Source organism: Desulfomicrobium norvegicum, assembly GCF_900114595.1.
Lineage (GTDB): Bacteria > Desulfobacterota > Desulfovibrionia > Desulfovibrionales > Desulfomicrobiaceae > Desulfomicrobium > Desulfomicrobium macestii.
Window position 1 is genome coordinate 81,100 of sequence record NZ_FOTO01000003.1, and the last position, 13,619, is coordinate 94,718.

Here is a 13,619-nt window from a genome sequence, read left to right on the forward strand (position 1 = left end):
GTCATTCTCCTTGAACAATTGTTCCGACTTCCTCGCCTCTGACCACCCGCTGGATATTGCCGGGTACAAAGAGGTTGAAGACCCCGATGGGGAGTTTGTTGTCCATGCAAAGGGATATGGCCGCGGAATCCATGACCTTGAGACGACGTTGCAGGACGTCCAGGTAGGTCAGTTTGTTGAACATGACGGCGTCGGAATGCTTTTCGGGGTCCTTGTCGTAGACGCCGTTGACCCTGGTGGCCTTCAAGATGGCCTCGCATTTGAGTTCCATGGCCCTGAGCGCCGCCGCCGTGTCCGTTGTGAAATAGGGAATACCCGTTCCGGCGGCGCAGATGACCACGCGGCCTTTTTCGAGATGACGGATGGCGCGGCGCCGGATGTAGGGCTCGGCAACTTCCTTCATGTCGATGGCGGTCATGACGCGGGTCGTGATGCCCAGTTTTTCCAGGGCGTCCTGAACCGCCAGGGCATTCATGACCGTGGCCAGCATGCCCATGTAGTCGGCCGAGGCACGGTCCATGCCCTTGGAGGAGACGGAAATTCCACGAAAAATGTTGCCACCGCCGATGACCATGCTGAGCTGCACGCCCATGGAAGCCGCCTCGGCAAGCTCGCGGCAGATGGATTGGATGGTCTGGGGTTCGATGCCGAAGCCCTGCTCTCCGGCCAGGGCCTCTCCGCTCAGCTTGAGCATGACTCTGCCGTATCGGAGTTTCTCCATTGTGTAGGTACCTCTTGGGTAAGCGGTGAACGAAAAGGAGGCCGGGATGACCAAGCCTCCTTCTCGGATGATCGTATATCCATTTCGCGCATCCGCTGCAACAGCAGGCGTGAAGCGGGACAGATGCGGGTTTCGACGATCTGAGGGCCAAAAAAAAGGGCCTTGCGGCCCTTTGCTTATGCGCCGATGGCGAACCGGAAGAACCGGACAATGTCGGCGTTTTTACCAAGAAGATCCTTGATGGTCTTCTTGTCGTCCTTGATGAAGAGCTGCTCGCGCAGACATACTTCCTGATAGAACTTGCGGATGCGTCCCTCGACGATCTTCTCGGCGATCTGGGCCGGCTTGCCTTCTTCCTTGGCCTGGTTCAGGTAGATTTCCTTCTCCTGGGCCAGGGTTTCGGCCGGGATCTGATCCGGGCCGACGCAAAGGGGATTGGCGGCCGCGATCTGCATGGCCACATCCTTGGCCAGCTCGGGAGTGGCCTGACCGGACAGTTCGACCAGGACGCCAAGTTTCTTGGTGGAATGGACGTAGGTGCCGATGGCTCCGTCGCCGGTGAAGGACACGTAGGCCAGGCGGCCGACCTGCATGTTCTCGCCGATCTTGCCGATGAGGCCGGTCAGATCGGAGGCTTCGGCAGGCAGCGCTTCCAGGTCGTCGGTCTTCTTTTCCAGGGCGAGATTGGCCAGGCCTTCAGCCAGGGCAATGAATTCCTCGTTCTTGGACACGAAATCGGTCTCGCACTTGAGTTCGCTCATGGCGGCGGATTTGCCGTCAGCGGCGACGACAACGGTCACCAGGCCCTCGGAAGTGGCGCGGCCGGCTTTCTTGGCGGCCTTGGACAGCCCCTTTTCGCGCAGCCATGCAATGGCCTTTTCTTCGTCGCCATCACATTCGGCCAGTGCCTTTTTGCAATCCATCATGCCCACGCCGGTGCGTTCGCGCAGGTCCTTAACCATCGCTGCGGTAATGCTCATCGTATTATACCTCTTCGTCTGTATCTACGGATTCTGGCTCTGCGGAACCGGCCGGAAGCTCAACTTCGGGAACCTTGGTGGTTTTGGGCTCTTCCACGGCGTCCTTGGTGCTGGCGGCGCCTTCCATGCAGGCATCGGCCATTGCGCCGGCAAAAAGCTTGATGGCGCGGATGGCGTCGTCGTTGCCGGGGATGATATAGTCAATCAGATCGGGATCGCAGTTGGTATCGACCACGGCCACGATCGGGATGCCGAGCTTGCGACATTCCTTGACGGCGATCTCTTCGCGATGCGGATCGATGATGAAGGCGGCCGCCGGCGGCTCTTCCATGTCCTTGATGCCGCCCAGGGTCAGGTTCAGCTTGGTGACCTCGCGTTCCATGCGCACGACTTCCTTTTTCAGGAAGCGGCTCACGGAGCCGTCTTCGAACATGGTTTCGAGCTTTTTCAGGCGGGTGATGCTGGTGCGGATGGTCTGGTAGTTGGTCAGCGTGCCGCCGAGCCAGCGGTTGGTGACGTGGTACATGCCGCAGCGCTCGGCTTCGGTCTTGATCACGTCCTGGGCCTGGCGCTTGGTGCCGACAAAAATGATCTTGCCGCCGCGTGCAACGGTGTCCGCGATGAAATCGTGGGCCTTGCGGTACAGCTTTACGGTCTGCTGCAGGTCGATGATGTGAATGCCCTTGCGCGCGCCGAAAATGAAGGGGCGCATCTTGGGGTTCCAGCGGCGGGTCTGGTGGCCGAAGTGAACTCCGGTTTCCAGCATCTGTTTCATACTGACATAAGGCATGGTAATCTCCTTGGTTTTATTCCTCCGTCCGCAGGAGCCCGAATGGGCCAAACCAAAAATGCGGACGTGTGGAGTGTTTGGGAACTGAAGTCGGTACGCGAGAGCTTTATGCTTGGCAAGAAAAAATTACACCCGGGCGATGAGGGGAATGACAATGGGGTCGCGCTCCAGGACCTTGCGGAAAAAGCGGCGCAGGGAGGACCTGATCTTCTCTTCCAGCTTGTAGGCCTCGCAGCCGGGGTTGCCTTCCATGACATCAAGTATGATGCACTTGGCGTCTTCGAGGATGTGGGAGAAATGCTGCTCGAATATGAAACCCTTGGACTGGATGCTGGGGCCGAAGACGATGGTCCCGAATTCGTCCTGCACCAGGAGCACGATGACAAGGCCTTCCCCGCCCAGGATCTGGCGTTCCTTGAGCACGCTCTGGCCCACGTCGCCCACGCCCTTGCCGTCGACGAGGATGGACTCGGCGAAGACAGCTTCCTCCAGGCGGATGCCCGTGGACGAAAGGGTCACGGGCTGACCGTTCTCCAGGATCAGCGCCCGTTCCGGCGCGATGCCGCGCGAAACGGCCAGCTCGGCGTGCTTGAAGAGGTGGCGGTATTCGCCGTGCACCGGCACGAAGAACTTGGGCCGGACCGTGTCGAGCATGATCTTGAGTTCTTCCTGATGGGCGTGCCCCGAGGCGTGGATGGCCTGCACCTTCTCGTAGAGGACGCTCGCCCCGTGCCGGTAGAGGTCGTTGATGACTCGGGTGATGGCCCTGGTGTTGCCCGGGATGAAGCGCGAGGACATGACCACGGTGTCGCCCTTGTGGATGTTGATCTGCCGGTGCTCGCTCCGGGCCACGCGGCTCAGGGCCGAGAGGGGTTCGCCCTGGGAGCCGGTCAGCAGGATCACGATCCGGCTGTCGTCCAGATAGGCCAGTTCTTCCATGTCGCACGAGTTTTCGCGGTTGAAGCGCAGGTGCCCGAGATCCTTGGCGACCTCGATGTTGGTGACCAGGCTGCGCCCCGTGAAGGCCACCTTGCGGCCATGCTTGGCGGCGAGATCGAAAATTTCCTGCATGCGCTGGATGTGCGTGGCGAACAGGGTCACCAGGATACGGCCCTTGGCGTCGGCAAAGACCTCGTCCAGGGAGTCCTGGATTTCCTGTTCGGTCAGGGAGAAGCCTTCCCGCTCCACGTTGGTCGAGTCGGACAGCAGAAGCAACACGCCGTCGTCCGAGAATTTCCTGAAGGCATCAAGATCGGTGGCGTGCGCGCCCTGGGGATTGCGGTCGATCTTGAAATCCCCGGTGTGCACGATGCGTCCGGCCGGAGTTTCGATGCCAAGGCCAAAGCCCTCGATGATGCTGTGGCAGACCGGCATGAAGGTCACGGCGAACTCGCCCAGGTCGACCCGCTCCCGCGCGCGCACCGGGTGCAGCTTCACGTGGGAGTCGAGATTGCGCTCCTGCAGGCGTTTCAGGGCCAGGCGCAGGGTGAACTCCGAACCGTAGAGGGGAACCTCCTGCAGATAGGGAACAAGCCAGGCCAGCGCTCCGATATGGTCTTCATGCCCGTGGGTCAGAATGATGCCCTTCAATTTGTGCTTGCGGCTGACGATGAAGTCCATGCGGGGGATGACCACATCTACTCCATAGAGTATGACATCCGGAAACATGAGCCCGCAGTCCACCAGGATCATGCTCTGCTCGGTCTCCAGGGCCATGCAGTTCATGCCGATTTCTCCCAGCCCGCCAAGAGGGGTCAGGGTCACGTGCGATTCGGGCATTAAGGGGCTCCGGTATGTTGAGGTGTGATGTGATGCTTGCGCATCCTGACGGAAACTAAGGGAAGTGGAGCCCAAGGACAAGACCAAAAAAAAGGCCGCGGTGAAGCGGCCCTTTTTTGTGCGGAAGACGGAATTAATCTTCTTCCTTCTTGCTGTCGGCGATGACCTGTTCGGCCACGTTGGGTGGGCACTCCTCGTAATGGGCGAATTCCATGGTGAAGGTGCCCTGGCCGCCGGTCATGGAGCGCAGGTCCGGGGCGTATTTCATCATTTCCGCCATGGGTACGTGAGCCTTGACTTCGGTCACGCCGCCAATGGAATCGGAGCCAAGAACCCGGCCGCGCCTGCTGGAGAGGTCGCCGATGACGTCGCCCATGAACTCGTCGGGGATGAAGACTGCCGCGAGCATGATGGGTTCGAGCAGGATCGGGTTGCACATCTCGACGGCTTTCTTGAAGGCCAGGGAACCCGCGATCTTGAACGCCATTTCCGAGGAATCCACGTTGTGGTAGGAGCCGTCGTAAACAGCCACCTTGAAATCGACCATGGGATAACCGGCCAGAAATCCTCGCGCCGCCGCTTCCTGGACGCCCTTGTCCACTGCCGGGATGTAGTTGCGCGGGATGGAGCCGCCGACGATCTCGTCCAGGAACTCGTAGCCCGCGCTGCGGGCGTTGGGCTCCATGCGGATCCAGCAGTCGCCGAACTGGCCGCGTCCCCCGGACTGCTTTTTGTGTCGGCCCTGGACCTGGGCCTTGCCCTTGATGGTTTCGCGGTAGGGGATCTTGGGGGTCTTCAGGAGGATGTTTGTCTTGTAGCGCCGTCTGACCTTTTCCACGGCCAGTTCGATGTGCAGCTGCCCCATGCCGGTGAGCAGCATGTCGCCGGTTTCATCGTTGCGGACCAGATGCAGGTTGATGTCTTCGTCCAGCAGCTTCTGAACCGCCGCGAAAACCTTGTCTTCCTCGCCTTTTTCCTCGGCGGCCAGGGCATAGGAAATGATGGATGGGCTCAAGGCCGGCTTGGGCAGGATGAAGGGGGCCTTTTCCGCGCACAGGGTGTCGCCGGTGGCCGTGTTCTTGAGCTTGGCCACGGCCACGATGGCTCCGGGTCCGACCTCCTGCTTGCACGGCGTCTGCTTTTTGCCTTCCAGAAACAGGATCTGGCCGATCTTTTCCTTTTCGTCCTTGGTTGCGTTGAGGACGCTGGCGTCGGGGGAGAGCACGCCGGAGAGCACGCGCAGCACGGAGAGTTGTCCGGCGAAGGGGTCGGCGATGGTCTTGAAGACAAAGGCGGCAAACGGGGCGTCAGGGCTCGACGGGCGTTCGTTGCCCTCGGCGTCGAGCCAGGGCTCGTGCTCAAGCGGCGAGGTCATGAGATTCTGGATGGTGTCCAGGAGCGTGACCGCGCCCTTGTTCTGCATGGCGGCACCCACGCAGACCGGGACCAGCATGCGTGCGGCGATGCCTGCGCGCAGGCCGGTGGCCACCTCTTCGTCCGTGAGCGAACCTTCCTCCAGGTATTTCTCCATCAGCTCTTCGCTGCTCTCGGCGATGTTCTCGATGGCGATTTCACGCGTCATGGTGACTTCGTCGGCCAGGTCTTCGGGCATGTCGATGGGAGTCAGGCCGCCATTCTCATCGAAGGCGTAGGCCTTGTCGGCCAGGACATCGACCAGTCCCCGAAAGTCGGCTTCACTGCCGATGGGAAGATAGAGGAGGACGGGCTTCATGCCCAGGACGTCGATCAGACCTTGATAGGCCATCTGGAAATTCGCGCGTTCACGATCCATCTTGTTGATGAATACCATGGCAGGCAGCGAGGCCTTGACGGCTTCGGACCAGATCTTCTTGGTCAGCGGCTTGACCCCGTCGATGGCGTCGATGACCAGGATCACGTTGTCCGCGCCCTGCAGGAGATAGGGGAGATCGCCTATGAAATTGTTGTCGCCGGGCGTGTCGATAAGGAAATTCAGGTTCTTTTTCCAGGGGAGCTGTGCAAAGCCGGGTTGAATACTGCCCCTGCGCTTGATTTCTTCGGGTTCGTAGTCGAGGACCGTCGAGCCCTCGTCGATCTTGCCCAACCTGGTGATGGAACCGGCGGCGAACAGCAGCATTTCGGCCACTGAAGTCTTTCCGGTTCCTCCATGCCCTATCAGGGCGAAAGTCCTCTGTTTTTGAAGTTGATCCTGCATACAGCCCCCTTATGCAAAGTATTACGCAACCATATGGCTACAGGGTATAAGATCGTTCCTGCCTTTCGGGATGAAGGACGGGAATTCGCTTGCAAAAGAGAAGAAATTGGATGAAAGTCCCACGCTCTATAACCTCAGGGTGCTTGTAACCCGTCTGCGATCCTGAACTTTTTCAAGAAATACCCCTATAGGGAGGGGGCTTGGAAGTTGTCAAGGGCAATGGGATTTTAAGCACTGCGTAATTCTTCAAAATCGTTGAGAGAAAATCATGAATACGGTCGACTCACTGCCCCTGGATCCTGCATGCGCCACGCTTCTGCGCTGCCGCGCCGAGGATATGGATGCCGATGGGGCCTGGCTTTTCTGGTCCAATCCGCCGTCCCCGGCCCTCTGCCGCAGCCTGAAGGACCATGGGCAGCTTGTGCCAGTGCTGGTCGATGGCAAAGGCGCGCGGCCCGTGCTCGTTGCGGGCGCGGCCCGGGTGGCCGCCCTGGCGGAGCTTGGCCGTGAAATTCTGTGCATGGATCTGGGGCCCCTGAGCGCCGAGGACAGAGGGCTGGCCTATGTACAGTCCAACGCCGGGGCGGAGTTGACAGACGGGCAGCTCGTCCGCGCCCTGCGCTATTTCAACGCCCTGCCGGACGTGAACATGGAGCGGGTTCTGGAGGCGCTCGGCCTTGAGGCTCGCTCCAAGCGGCTGCGTCTGGTCCGTTCCTGGCTGACGCTGCCTGCGCGCTGGGATGCGCTTCTGGTCGCGGGGGCCGTCCCCCTGGCCTGCTCGGACTTGCTGGAAGCCTTTGCCGCCGCTGACCTCGAAGCCCTTGAGGCACTCTTTGCAACGCTCTCATGGTCGCGCGGGAACGCGGTCAACGTGCTGACCTGGATTCGCGAAATCCGCGCCCGTGACGGCGTTTCCGTGGCGCAGTTGCTGGAGGGCGCTGGCTTGAGGGAGGTTCTGGCGGCCGGGCTCTCACCCAAGGACGCCATGACCCGTATCCTCCACGAAATCCGTCTGCGGCGCTACCCGGTGTTGTCGGACATGGAGCGCGATTTTATCGACACCGTCCGCCGGGTTTCGGCCGGAACGCGCTGGAGGATTGTGCAGCCGGACGTGTTCGAGAGCAACGCGGTGGAACTGAGCGTGCGCCTGACGAGCCCGGACGGGCTGCGCGCCGTCAGCGCCGAACTTGCTCGCATCGCGGCCCGTGAAGATCTGGACGGCCTTTTTCCGCTGGGTGGCAAATGAAGACGCTGCCCACCTATCTGCAGGGCATCAGCCGGGTGGTTGTCGATGCGGCCGTGGCCGATTCCCCCGTGGCGCAGCGCGTGCGCGAGAAGCTGCCCCACCTGACGGCGGAAGTGCTGGCCGAGGGCGAAGCCCTTTCCTCCGGGCTGGCGCGCGAAGACATTCTTTATCTGAAGCGATACCGGGGGCGTTTTTTGCGTCATTGTCCCGGCACCAGTCATTATCGCTGTTGCGGGTACCAGATCGTGCACATCGGCGAGAATTGTCCGCTGCGTTGCTCGTATTGCATCCTGCAGGCCTATTTTCAGGATCGCGTGCTCAAGGTCTGGGCCAACCAGGACGATCTGTGGCGCGAGCTTGACCAGGCCTTCAGCGCAAATCCGGATCGCCGTTATCGGGTCGGCACCGGGGAGTTCACCGATTCACTGGTCCTTGAAGCCCTGACCGGCTACAGCCGGGACCTGATCGAATTCCTGGGGAGCTATCCGCAAGTCTGCCTTGAACTCAAATCCAAGGTCGTGGACCTGTCCTGGATGGACGTGGTGCGCGATCCGTCCCGGGTTCTGCCGGCCTGGTCCATGAACGCGCCGGCCATCGCCGACCATGAGGAACAGGGCGAGTGCGCGAGCCTGGAAGAGCGCCTTGCCGCGGCGAGGACCTGCGCCAGGGAAGGTTTTCGGGTCTGTCTGCATTTTGACCCCATGATCCATTTTCCCGGCTGGCAGGAAGGCTATGCCCGCACCGTCGAGATGATCTTCGACCATCTGCGTCCCGAAGAGATCGCCTATGTAAGCATGGGCTCCTTTCGGCACATGCCGGACCTCAAGCGCTGCATCATCGAGAATTTCCCCGGGTCAGGCTACATTCACGGAGAGTTCATAACCGGTATCGACGGCAAACAGCGCCTGCTGCGTCCCTTGCGGGTCGAGCAGTTCCGTTTTCTGGCCGACGCGCTGCGCCGGGGCGGGCTCGATCGGCAGCTGTATCTGTGCATGGAGTCGGACGAGGTTTGGCAGGCCGTATTTGGTCGGATACCGGCGGATCTGGGGGGGCTTTACCGGCATCTGATGGCGCAGGCTTTTGGCGAATAGAGGAGAGGAAGGGGGCGTCAGGCTGGGGGGCTTTTTGAGTGGCGGAACGCGGCCCGGTGTCGCCATGGCCTTGAGGCGCTGATGGTAGGTTTTTTTTGGTGAAGAGGGAGAAGAGTGAGGTGTCGTCCGGGGTGGTGGCTTTTTTGAGTGGCGGAACGCGGCCCGGTGTCGCCATGGCCTTGAGGCCCGCCGGAACTCCTTCGCGGGCCTCGTAGAGTTGAATCGTTGCGTGCGGAGCGAAAAATTTTGAGCAGTAAGCCCGGCAACGATTCAACAAACGATGCCTGGCTCAGTCAGACAGCCGACGCGCCTCAAGACCATGGCGACACCATGCCTTGAGGCGCTGATGGAAGGTTTTTTTTTGGGTGAAGAGTGAGAAGAGTGAGGTGTGGTCCGGGGTGGTGGCTTTTTGAGTGGCGGAACGCGGCCCGGTGTCGCCACGGCCTTGAGGCCCGCCGGAACTCCTTCGCGGGCCTCGTAGAGTTGAATCGTTGCGTGCGGAGCGAAAAATTTTGAGCAGTACGCCCGGCAACGATTCAACAAACGATGCCTGGCTCAGTCAGACAGCCGACGCGCCTCAAGACCATGGCGACACCATGCCTTGAGGCGCTGAGGGAAGGTTTTTTTGGTGAAGAGGGAGAAGAGTGAGGTGTCGTCCGGGGTGGTGGCTTTTTTGAGTTGTGGAACGCGGCCCTGTGTCGCCATGGGCTTGAGGGCCGCCGGAACTAAAAAATCATTCCGCCTTGGGTTGTGGCTTCATGATGCCGCCCAGATCCAGATTCATGTTCTTTATGCAGCTGTCCTTAAGATGGCAGCGTTCGCATCCGTAGCGGTGGGGATAGGGGGTGATGGTCGCGTATTTGCGGTCCAGGGCCCCTGAATCCTGAAGGTTCAGGCCGATCTTCTCAAGCGTCCGGCACAGGGGCTTGGTCGGTTCGGGAACCGGCGCGCACTGCTTTTCTCCCAGCTCTGGCATCAGCGCCTTCAAGGTCCCCATGATCATGGTCTGGGCGATGGCCTCGTGCTTGAATCCCTCGGAAGGGGACTGCTTCCAGATTTCGTCAACCTGATCCTCCACCGCGCTCTCAAGAAAAACAACCACATGCTCCTTGCGGTCGCCGAGTTTGTAGACCTTGAGCATGGGCAGCCATTTTTCCCAAACGTCGAGCACGGCGATCATGTCGCGAGGGCCGAGTTCGTCGATCTGGGACAGAAAAAGAAACGTGGGAAAATCGAACTCCGGCTGCACCGGCAGTTGCGTGATGGATAAAGTCTTCATGGGTACTCGAACCTGTGGTCTAGGGTGTCTGGGAAGCCGGACGTCGGGGCCTTGGCGTGGATTGGTCCTTGATATACTTGCGCGTGAAACTCAAGGATTTTCTCTTGCTCCAAGGTGTCTGGCCGCCCACAGCGAGGCCTGGAGCCGGTTGGGCACGTCGATTTTCTTGTAGATGTTGTAGATGTGCGATTTGACGGTGTTGAGGCTCAGGAAAAGCTTCTGCGCGATATCCTTATTGGTGGCGCCGGCGGCGAGCATGAGTAGAATTTCCTGTTCACGCTGGCTCAGTTCCGCCTGTCCGTCTTCCGGGGCGATCAATTCGGCGGGGCGGTTCTGCTTGCCGAGCAGAAACGCGGACATGGCCTCGCGAGAGAACCAGAGCTCGTTTTCGAGCATGGCGCTCACGCCTTTGACCATGAGCCTGAACGGGGAATTGCGGTAAAAAATGCCGCGAATGCCGGAATTGATGGCTTCAAGTTCGAGGGAGCGGTCTTCGGGGACATTGAAGAGGGCCACGGACGTGGACATGAACGGTGAGTCCTCGCCGTTTGCCTCCTGCAGAAGTTCCTCCATGGACATGCCGGTGCAGTCCAGCAGGGTCAGATCGGGCCGCGCGGTTTCAAGAATCTTGGGCAGCGATGGGGAGTGGCTGCAGCTTACGCCGGTCTCCTGGCTGAGTCTGGCTGCCAAGAGGTCGTTCAGGAGCGGATCGTCTCCGACGATCCCGAGCATGGCCGGTCCTGCCTGGCCGGGTTTTTTACCCGTGTTGACGCGGATGGAGGTGACTTTGGTTGGATCGAAGGCGATGGCCATGCCGCTTTTTTCCGTGCGCACCACGGTGCCCTCGACCCGGAATCTGGCTTGCGGGTGGCCTGCTTTCATTCCGCCGAAATCAAGGGAGATGTTCAGCGTCACTGCCGTGCCGGCGGGATATGTCTGTCCGGTTTCGAAAAAGACCCCGCCAGCGGAAATGTTTGTCGTCGCCAGCTCCTGGTCCGAATAATCATGCATGATCGAGCTCACTTTCGAGGGGATGCTCATGGAAAAACGTTCAATTCCGCGTCGATTATCCTTTTTGGACGCCGTACTGTTGTTCATGTTTCCTCCGTGCGGCTTCGCAACGTGTTAGTCCGATACTTTTGCTTCCGCGGCGGAGATATCTTGCGGCAACAGATTGTTTTTCTTGAGATACGCTAGGAATTTCTTGGCAATTTCCAAATTGTTGTTGAGGCGCAGGGCCGTGCGCAGATGTTCGATGGTGCTTTGGATGTCGGCCTTGGCGAAGCAGGCCCGAGCCATGTTGTAGTGCAGATTCTCGTCGGCCGGGGAAAGTTCCAGGGCTTTGGAATAGTATTCGGTGGCCTGTTCGTACATTTCATTTTTGCGCAGGCTGATGCCGAAATCATTGAAGAGATGCTTGTGCTCGGCCTCGAAGGTCGCCTCCATCTTGATCAGACGCTGGAAGATATTGTCGGCCTTGCCTGTTTCCCCCCGGTCCAGATAGGTCAGACCCAGACCGAAATTGGCCCTGATGTTTTCTTCATCGACGCGCAGGGCGTTGCCGAATTCGTATTCCGCGCTGTAGGTCTCGCCGTTGACCCGGAACCGTTCGGCCTTGGCGATGGTCTGGTTGAGTTTGCGGATGCTTGGATAAACCTTGCTTGAATAGAACTCGGGTTCGGGAGCGTACTGTTCCAGAAACTCTTCTTTCGGGATTTCCTGCTTGGGACCCGAGGGGACGTAGTTCGGATTCAGGGGTTGAATGGTGATCACGCCCTGGTCATCTTCCTCTGCAAACCAGTACATGGTTTGCGTGGTTTTGCGGACGGTCGCACCCGCACCGACCTTGGCAATTTTTTCGGAGGAAAAAACCCCCTTGATCCGTGCGCGTTGATTCTCGGTTTCCGACATGGGCGTCCCCCGCAGAAATTATGTTATTGTCTTCAAGTAGTCCCGAGCTGCCTGCACAGGGTTGTCCGACCGGGTGATCGGCCGGCCGACGACAAGGTAATCGCTGCCGTCAAGGGCTGCCTGAGCCGGCGTGCAGACACGGGACTGGTCTCCGGAGTCGGCATCGGGCAGGCGAATTCCGGGAGTGAGAAGCTGAAAATATGCTCCACATGCCTGACGTATAACACGAACTTCCCTGCCTGAACAGACCACGCCGTCGAGTTTCCAGTTTTGGGAGCTCCGGGCAAGATGAACGGTCAGATCACGCAGATCCTCATCGGTCGCCCCCGGGTTCCAGGCCAGGTCTTTTGGCCCAAGGCTGGTCAACAGCGTCACGGCCAGGATGCTGGGCGGTGTCTGTCCGGGCGCAAGGCCCTGATCCCGGCCTGCCGCCGCCGCTTCGCACATGGCGCGTCCGCCAAGGGCGTGGATGGTCAGCATGTCCGCGCCCATGCGCGTGGCCTGGGCCGTGGCCGCCTGTACGGTGTTGGGGATGTCCATGAACTTGAGATCAAGAAAAACCTTAAATCCCATATCCTTGAGCCGGGCGATCAGCTCCCGCCCTGCACTCAGGTACAGTTCCAGGCCGACCTTGACCCATGGCACGACGCCTTGCAGACGGGAAGCCAGGGACAGGGCCTGGGCCGTCTCGGGAAAGTCCAGGGCCACGACAAGGGCCGGTGAGGTTTTCATGAGATCCCCCATTGACGGATCAGGGCGGCTTGCCACGATTCCTGGTAGGCCGGTTTGGTTTTCTCGGCCACATAGATGGCGCGCAGCTGCTCGTAAGCCAGGTTCAGGTCGTCGTTCACGATCCAGTGGTCGAACCATTGGCTGTCCGCGATTTCGTCCCGGGCGGCGGCCAGGCGGCGGATGATGGTGGCCTCGCTGTCCGTGCCCCGTCCGTTCAGGCGCGCCTCCAGGACTTCGCGTGACGGCGGGAAGACGAACACGTAGCAGCCCTGCCCCATATTGCTCTTGATCTGGCGCGCGCCCTGCACGTCGATGTCGAAGATGACGTCGCGCCCGTTGGCCAGCAGGTCCATGGTGGTCTGCCTCGGGGTGCCGTAGAGGTTGCCGTGGACTTCGGCCCATTCGGCGAAAAATTTCTCGTCCCGGCGGCGTTCGAACTCCTCGCGGGTCAAAAAATGATATTCCCGGCCGTCGAGCTCGCCCGGGCGGGGGGCGCGGGTGGTGCAGGACACGGAAAAGGTGAAGGCGCTGAATTCAGCGGTCAGGCGCCGGATGAGGGTGCTTTTCCCCGTGCCCGAAGGGGCGCTGATGACGAGCATCATGCCCACGTTGGTTTGTGGGGGATGGGTGCTTGCGCTATTCATCACTGCCTCCGGCGGTGAAGCGTTGACTGATTGTTTCGGGCTGGATGGCGGACAGGATGCAGTGGTTCGAATCGGTGATGATGAGCGAACGGGTTTTGCGGCCCTGCGTCGCGTCGATGAGCCGCCCGGCCTGTTTGGCCTCCTCCCGCAGGCGTCGCATGGGGGAGGAGGTCGGGCCGACGATGGCCACCACCCGGTTCATGACCACGGCGTTGCCGAAGCCGATGTTCAGGAGTTTTTTCTTTTCCACTG

13 protein-coding genes are annotated in these 13,619 nt (G+C 60.1%); 2 read left to right on the plus strand and 11 right to left on the minus strand.

The features are described from left to right. Position 1 precedes the first annotated feature (1 nt). The 5 genes from pyrH to fusA all read right to left on the minus strand — a co-directional run bounded on the left by pyrH (position 2) and on the right by fusA (position 6,464). Entirely contained in the window at positions 2-721 is a 720-nt protein-coding gene (gene pyrH / locus BMZ24_RS06170; RefSeq protein WP_092190880.1) for a UMP kinase, read from the minus strand. A 176-nt stretch (positions 722-897) separates the two neighbouring features. Further along, the gene (tsf, locus tag BMZ24_RS06175) at positions 898-1,701 is read right to left on the minus strand and encodes a translation elongation factor Ts (RefSeq protein WP_092190380.1); all 804 of its coding nucleotides are present in this window, start codon (positions 1,699-1,701) and stop codon (positions 898-900) included. Between the two features lie 4 nt (positions 1,702-1,705). Further along, positions 1,706-2,491: a 30S ribosomal protein S2 gene (rpsB, locus tag BMZ24_RS06180; protein ID WP_092190382.1), complete on the minus strand. Its 786-nt coding sequence runs from the start codon at positions 2,489-2,491 to the stop codon at positions 1,706-1,708. Positions 2,492-2,617: 126 nt separating this feature from the next. After that, positions 2,618-4,270, minus strand: a complete 1,653-nt coding sequence (locus BMZ24_RS06185; RefSeq protein ID WP_092190384.1) for a ribonuclease J — start codon at positions 4,268-4,270, stop codon at positions 2,618-2,620. 133 nt (positions 4,271-4,403) lie between these two features. Beyond that, positions 4,404-6,464 carry an elongation factor G gene (fusA, locus tag BMZ24_RS06190; RefSeq protein WP_092190386.1) on the minus strand — a complete coding sequence of 687 codons (2,061 nt, stop codon included), beginning with the start codon at positions 6,462-6,464 and terminating at the stop codon, positions 4,404-4,406. A gap of 268 nt (positions 6,465-6,732) precedes the next feature. On the opposite strand from fusA, the gene BMZ24_RS06195 reads away from it, so the two are divergent. Together BMZ24_RS06195 and BMZ24_RS06200 are read left to right on the plus strand one after the other, a co-directional pair. After that, complete coding sequence (locus BMZ24_RS06195; RefSeq protein WP_092190388.1) at positions 6,733-7,710, plus strand: hypothetical protein; 978 nt, start codon at positions 6,733-6,735, stop codon at positions 7,708-7,710. Beyond that, positions 7,707-8,801 carry an SPL family radical SAM protein gene (locus BMZ24_RS06200; RefSeq protein ID WP_092190390.1) on the plus strand — a complete coding sequence of 365 codons (1,095 nt, stop codon included), beginning with the start codon at positions 7,707-7,709 and terminating at the stop codon, positions 8,799-8,801. The genes BMZ24_RS06195 and BMZ24_RS06200 overlap by 4 nt, the downstream gene beginning before the upstream one ends. A 733-nt stretch (positions 8,802-9,534) precedes the next feature. Here the strand turns inward: BMZ24_RS06200 and BMZ24_RS06205 are convergent. The 6 genes from BMZ24_RS06205 to BMZ24_RS06230 all read right to left on the minus strand — a co-directional run bounded on the left by BMZ24_RS06205 (position 9,535) and on the right by BMZ24_RS06230 (position 13,617). Next, on the minus strand, positions 9,535-10,080 hold the full coding sequence (locus tag BMZ24_RS06205) for a hypothetical protein (RefSeq protein ID WP_092190392.1): 546 nt from the start codon (positions 10,078-10,080) through the stop codon (positions 9,535-9,537). A 90-nt stretch (positions 10,081-10,170) separates the two neighbouring features. Continuing rightward, positions 10,171-11,178, minus strand: coding sequence for a LuxR C-terminal-related transcriptional regulator (locus tag BMZ24_RS06210; protein ID WP_092190394.1), 1,008 nt, complete (start codon positions 11,176-11,178; stop codon positions 10,171-10,173). Positions 11,179-11,205: 27 nt separating this feature from the next. Beyond that, positions 11,206-11,991 (minus strand): tetratricopeptide repeat protein, encoded by a 786-nt coding sequence (locus tag BMZ24_RS06215; protein ID WP_092190396.1) that lies wholly within the window; start codon positions 11,989-11,991, stop codon positions 11,206-11,208. An 18-nt stretch (positions 11,992-12,009) separates the two neighbouring features. Further along, positions 12,010-12,723 (minus strand): orotidine-5'-phosphate decarboxylase, encoded by a 714-nt coding sequence (pyrF, locus tag BMZ24_RS06220; protein WP_092190882.1) that lies wholly within the window; start codon positions 12,721-12,723, stop codon positions 12,010-12,012. Continuing rightward, positions 12,720-13,367, minus strand: coding sequence for a guanylate kinase (gene gmk / locus BMZ24_RS06225; protein WP_092190399.1), 648 nt, complete (start codon positions 13,365-13,367; stop codon positions 12,720-12,722). Before gmk ends, pyrF begins: the two co-directional genes overlap by 4 nt. After that, entirely contained in the window at positions 13,360-13,617 is a 258-nt protein-coding gene (locus BMZ24_RS06230; protein WP_028576869.1) for a DUF370 domain-containing protein, read from the minus strand. Before BMZ24_RS06230 ends, gmk begins: the two co-directional genes overlap by 8 nt. Positions 13,618-13,619 lie beyond the last annotated feature (2 nt).

What these genes read in the sequence shown, in the direction of transcription:
- BMZ24_RS06205 (WP_092190392.1), bottom strand. Translation starts at nt 10,080, where the DNA reads ATGAAGACTTTATCCATCACGCAACTGCCGGTGCAGCCGGAGTTCGAT.
- BMZ24_RS06215 (WP_092190396.1), bottom strand. Translation starts at nt 11,991, where the DNA reads ATGTCGGAAACCGAGAATCAACGCGCACGGATCAAGGGGGTTTTTTCC.
- BMZ24_RS06200 (WP_092190390.1), top strand. Translation starts at nt 7,707, where the DNA reads ATGAAGACGCTGCCCACCTATCTGCAGGGCATCAGCCGGGTGGTTGTC.
- BMZ24_RS06210 (WP_092190394.1), bottom strand. Translation starts at nt 11,178, where the DNA reads ATGAACAACAGTACGGCGTCCAAAAAGGATAATCGACGCGGAATTGAA.
- tsf (WP_092190380.1), bottom strand. Translation starts at nt 1,701, where the DNA reads ATGAGCATTACCGCAGCGATGGTTAAGGACCTGCGCGAACGCACCGGC.
- fusA (WP_092190386.1), bottom strand. Translation starts at nt 6,464, where the DNA reads ATGCAGGATCAACTTCAAAAACAGAGGACTTTCGCCCTGATAGGGCAT.
- BMZ24_RS06185 (WP_092190384.1), bottom strand. Translation starts at nt 4,270, where the DNA reads ATGCCCGAATCGCACGTGACCCTGACCCCTCTTGGCGGGCTGGGAGAA.
- pyrH (WP_092190880.1), bottom strand. Translation starts at nt 721, where the DNA reads ATGGAGAAACTCCGATACGGCAGAGTCATGCTCAAGCTGAGCGGAGAG.
- rpsB (WP_092190382.1), bottom strand. Translation starts at nt 2,491, where the DNA reads ATGCCTTATGTCAGTATGAAACAGATGCTGGAAACCGGAGTTCACTTC.
- pyrF (WP_092190882.1), bottom strand. Translation starts at nt 12,723, where the DNA reads ATGAAAACCTCACCGGCCCTTGTCGTGGCCCTGGACTTTCCCGAGACG.
- gmk (WP_092190399.1), bottom strand. Translation starts at nt 13,367, where the DNA reads ATGAATAGCGCAAGCACCCATCCCCCACAAACCAACGTGGGCATGATG.
- BMZ24_RS06195 (WP_092190388.1), top strand. Translation starts at nt 6,733, where the DNA reads ATGAATACGGTCGACTCACTGCCCCTGGATCCTGCATGCGCCACGCTT.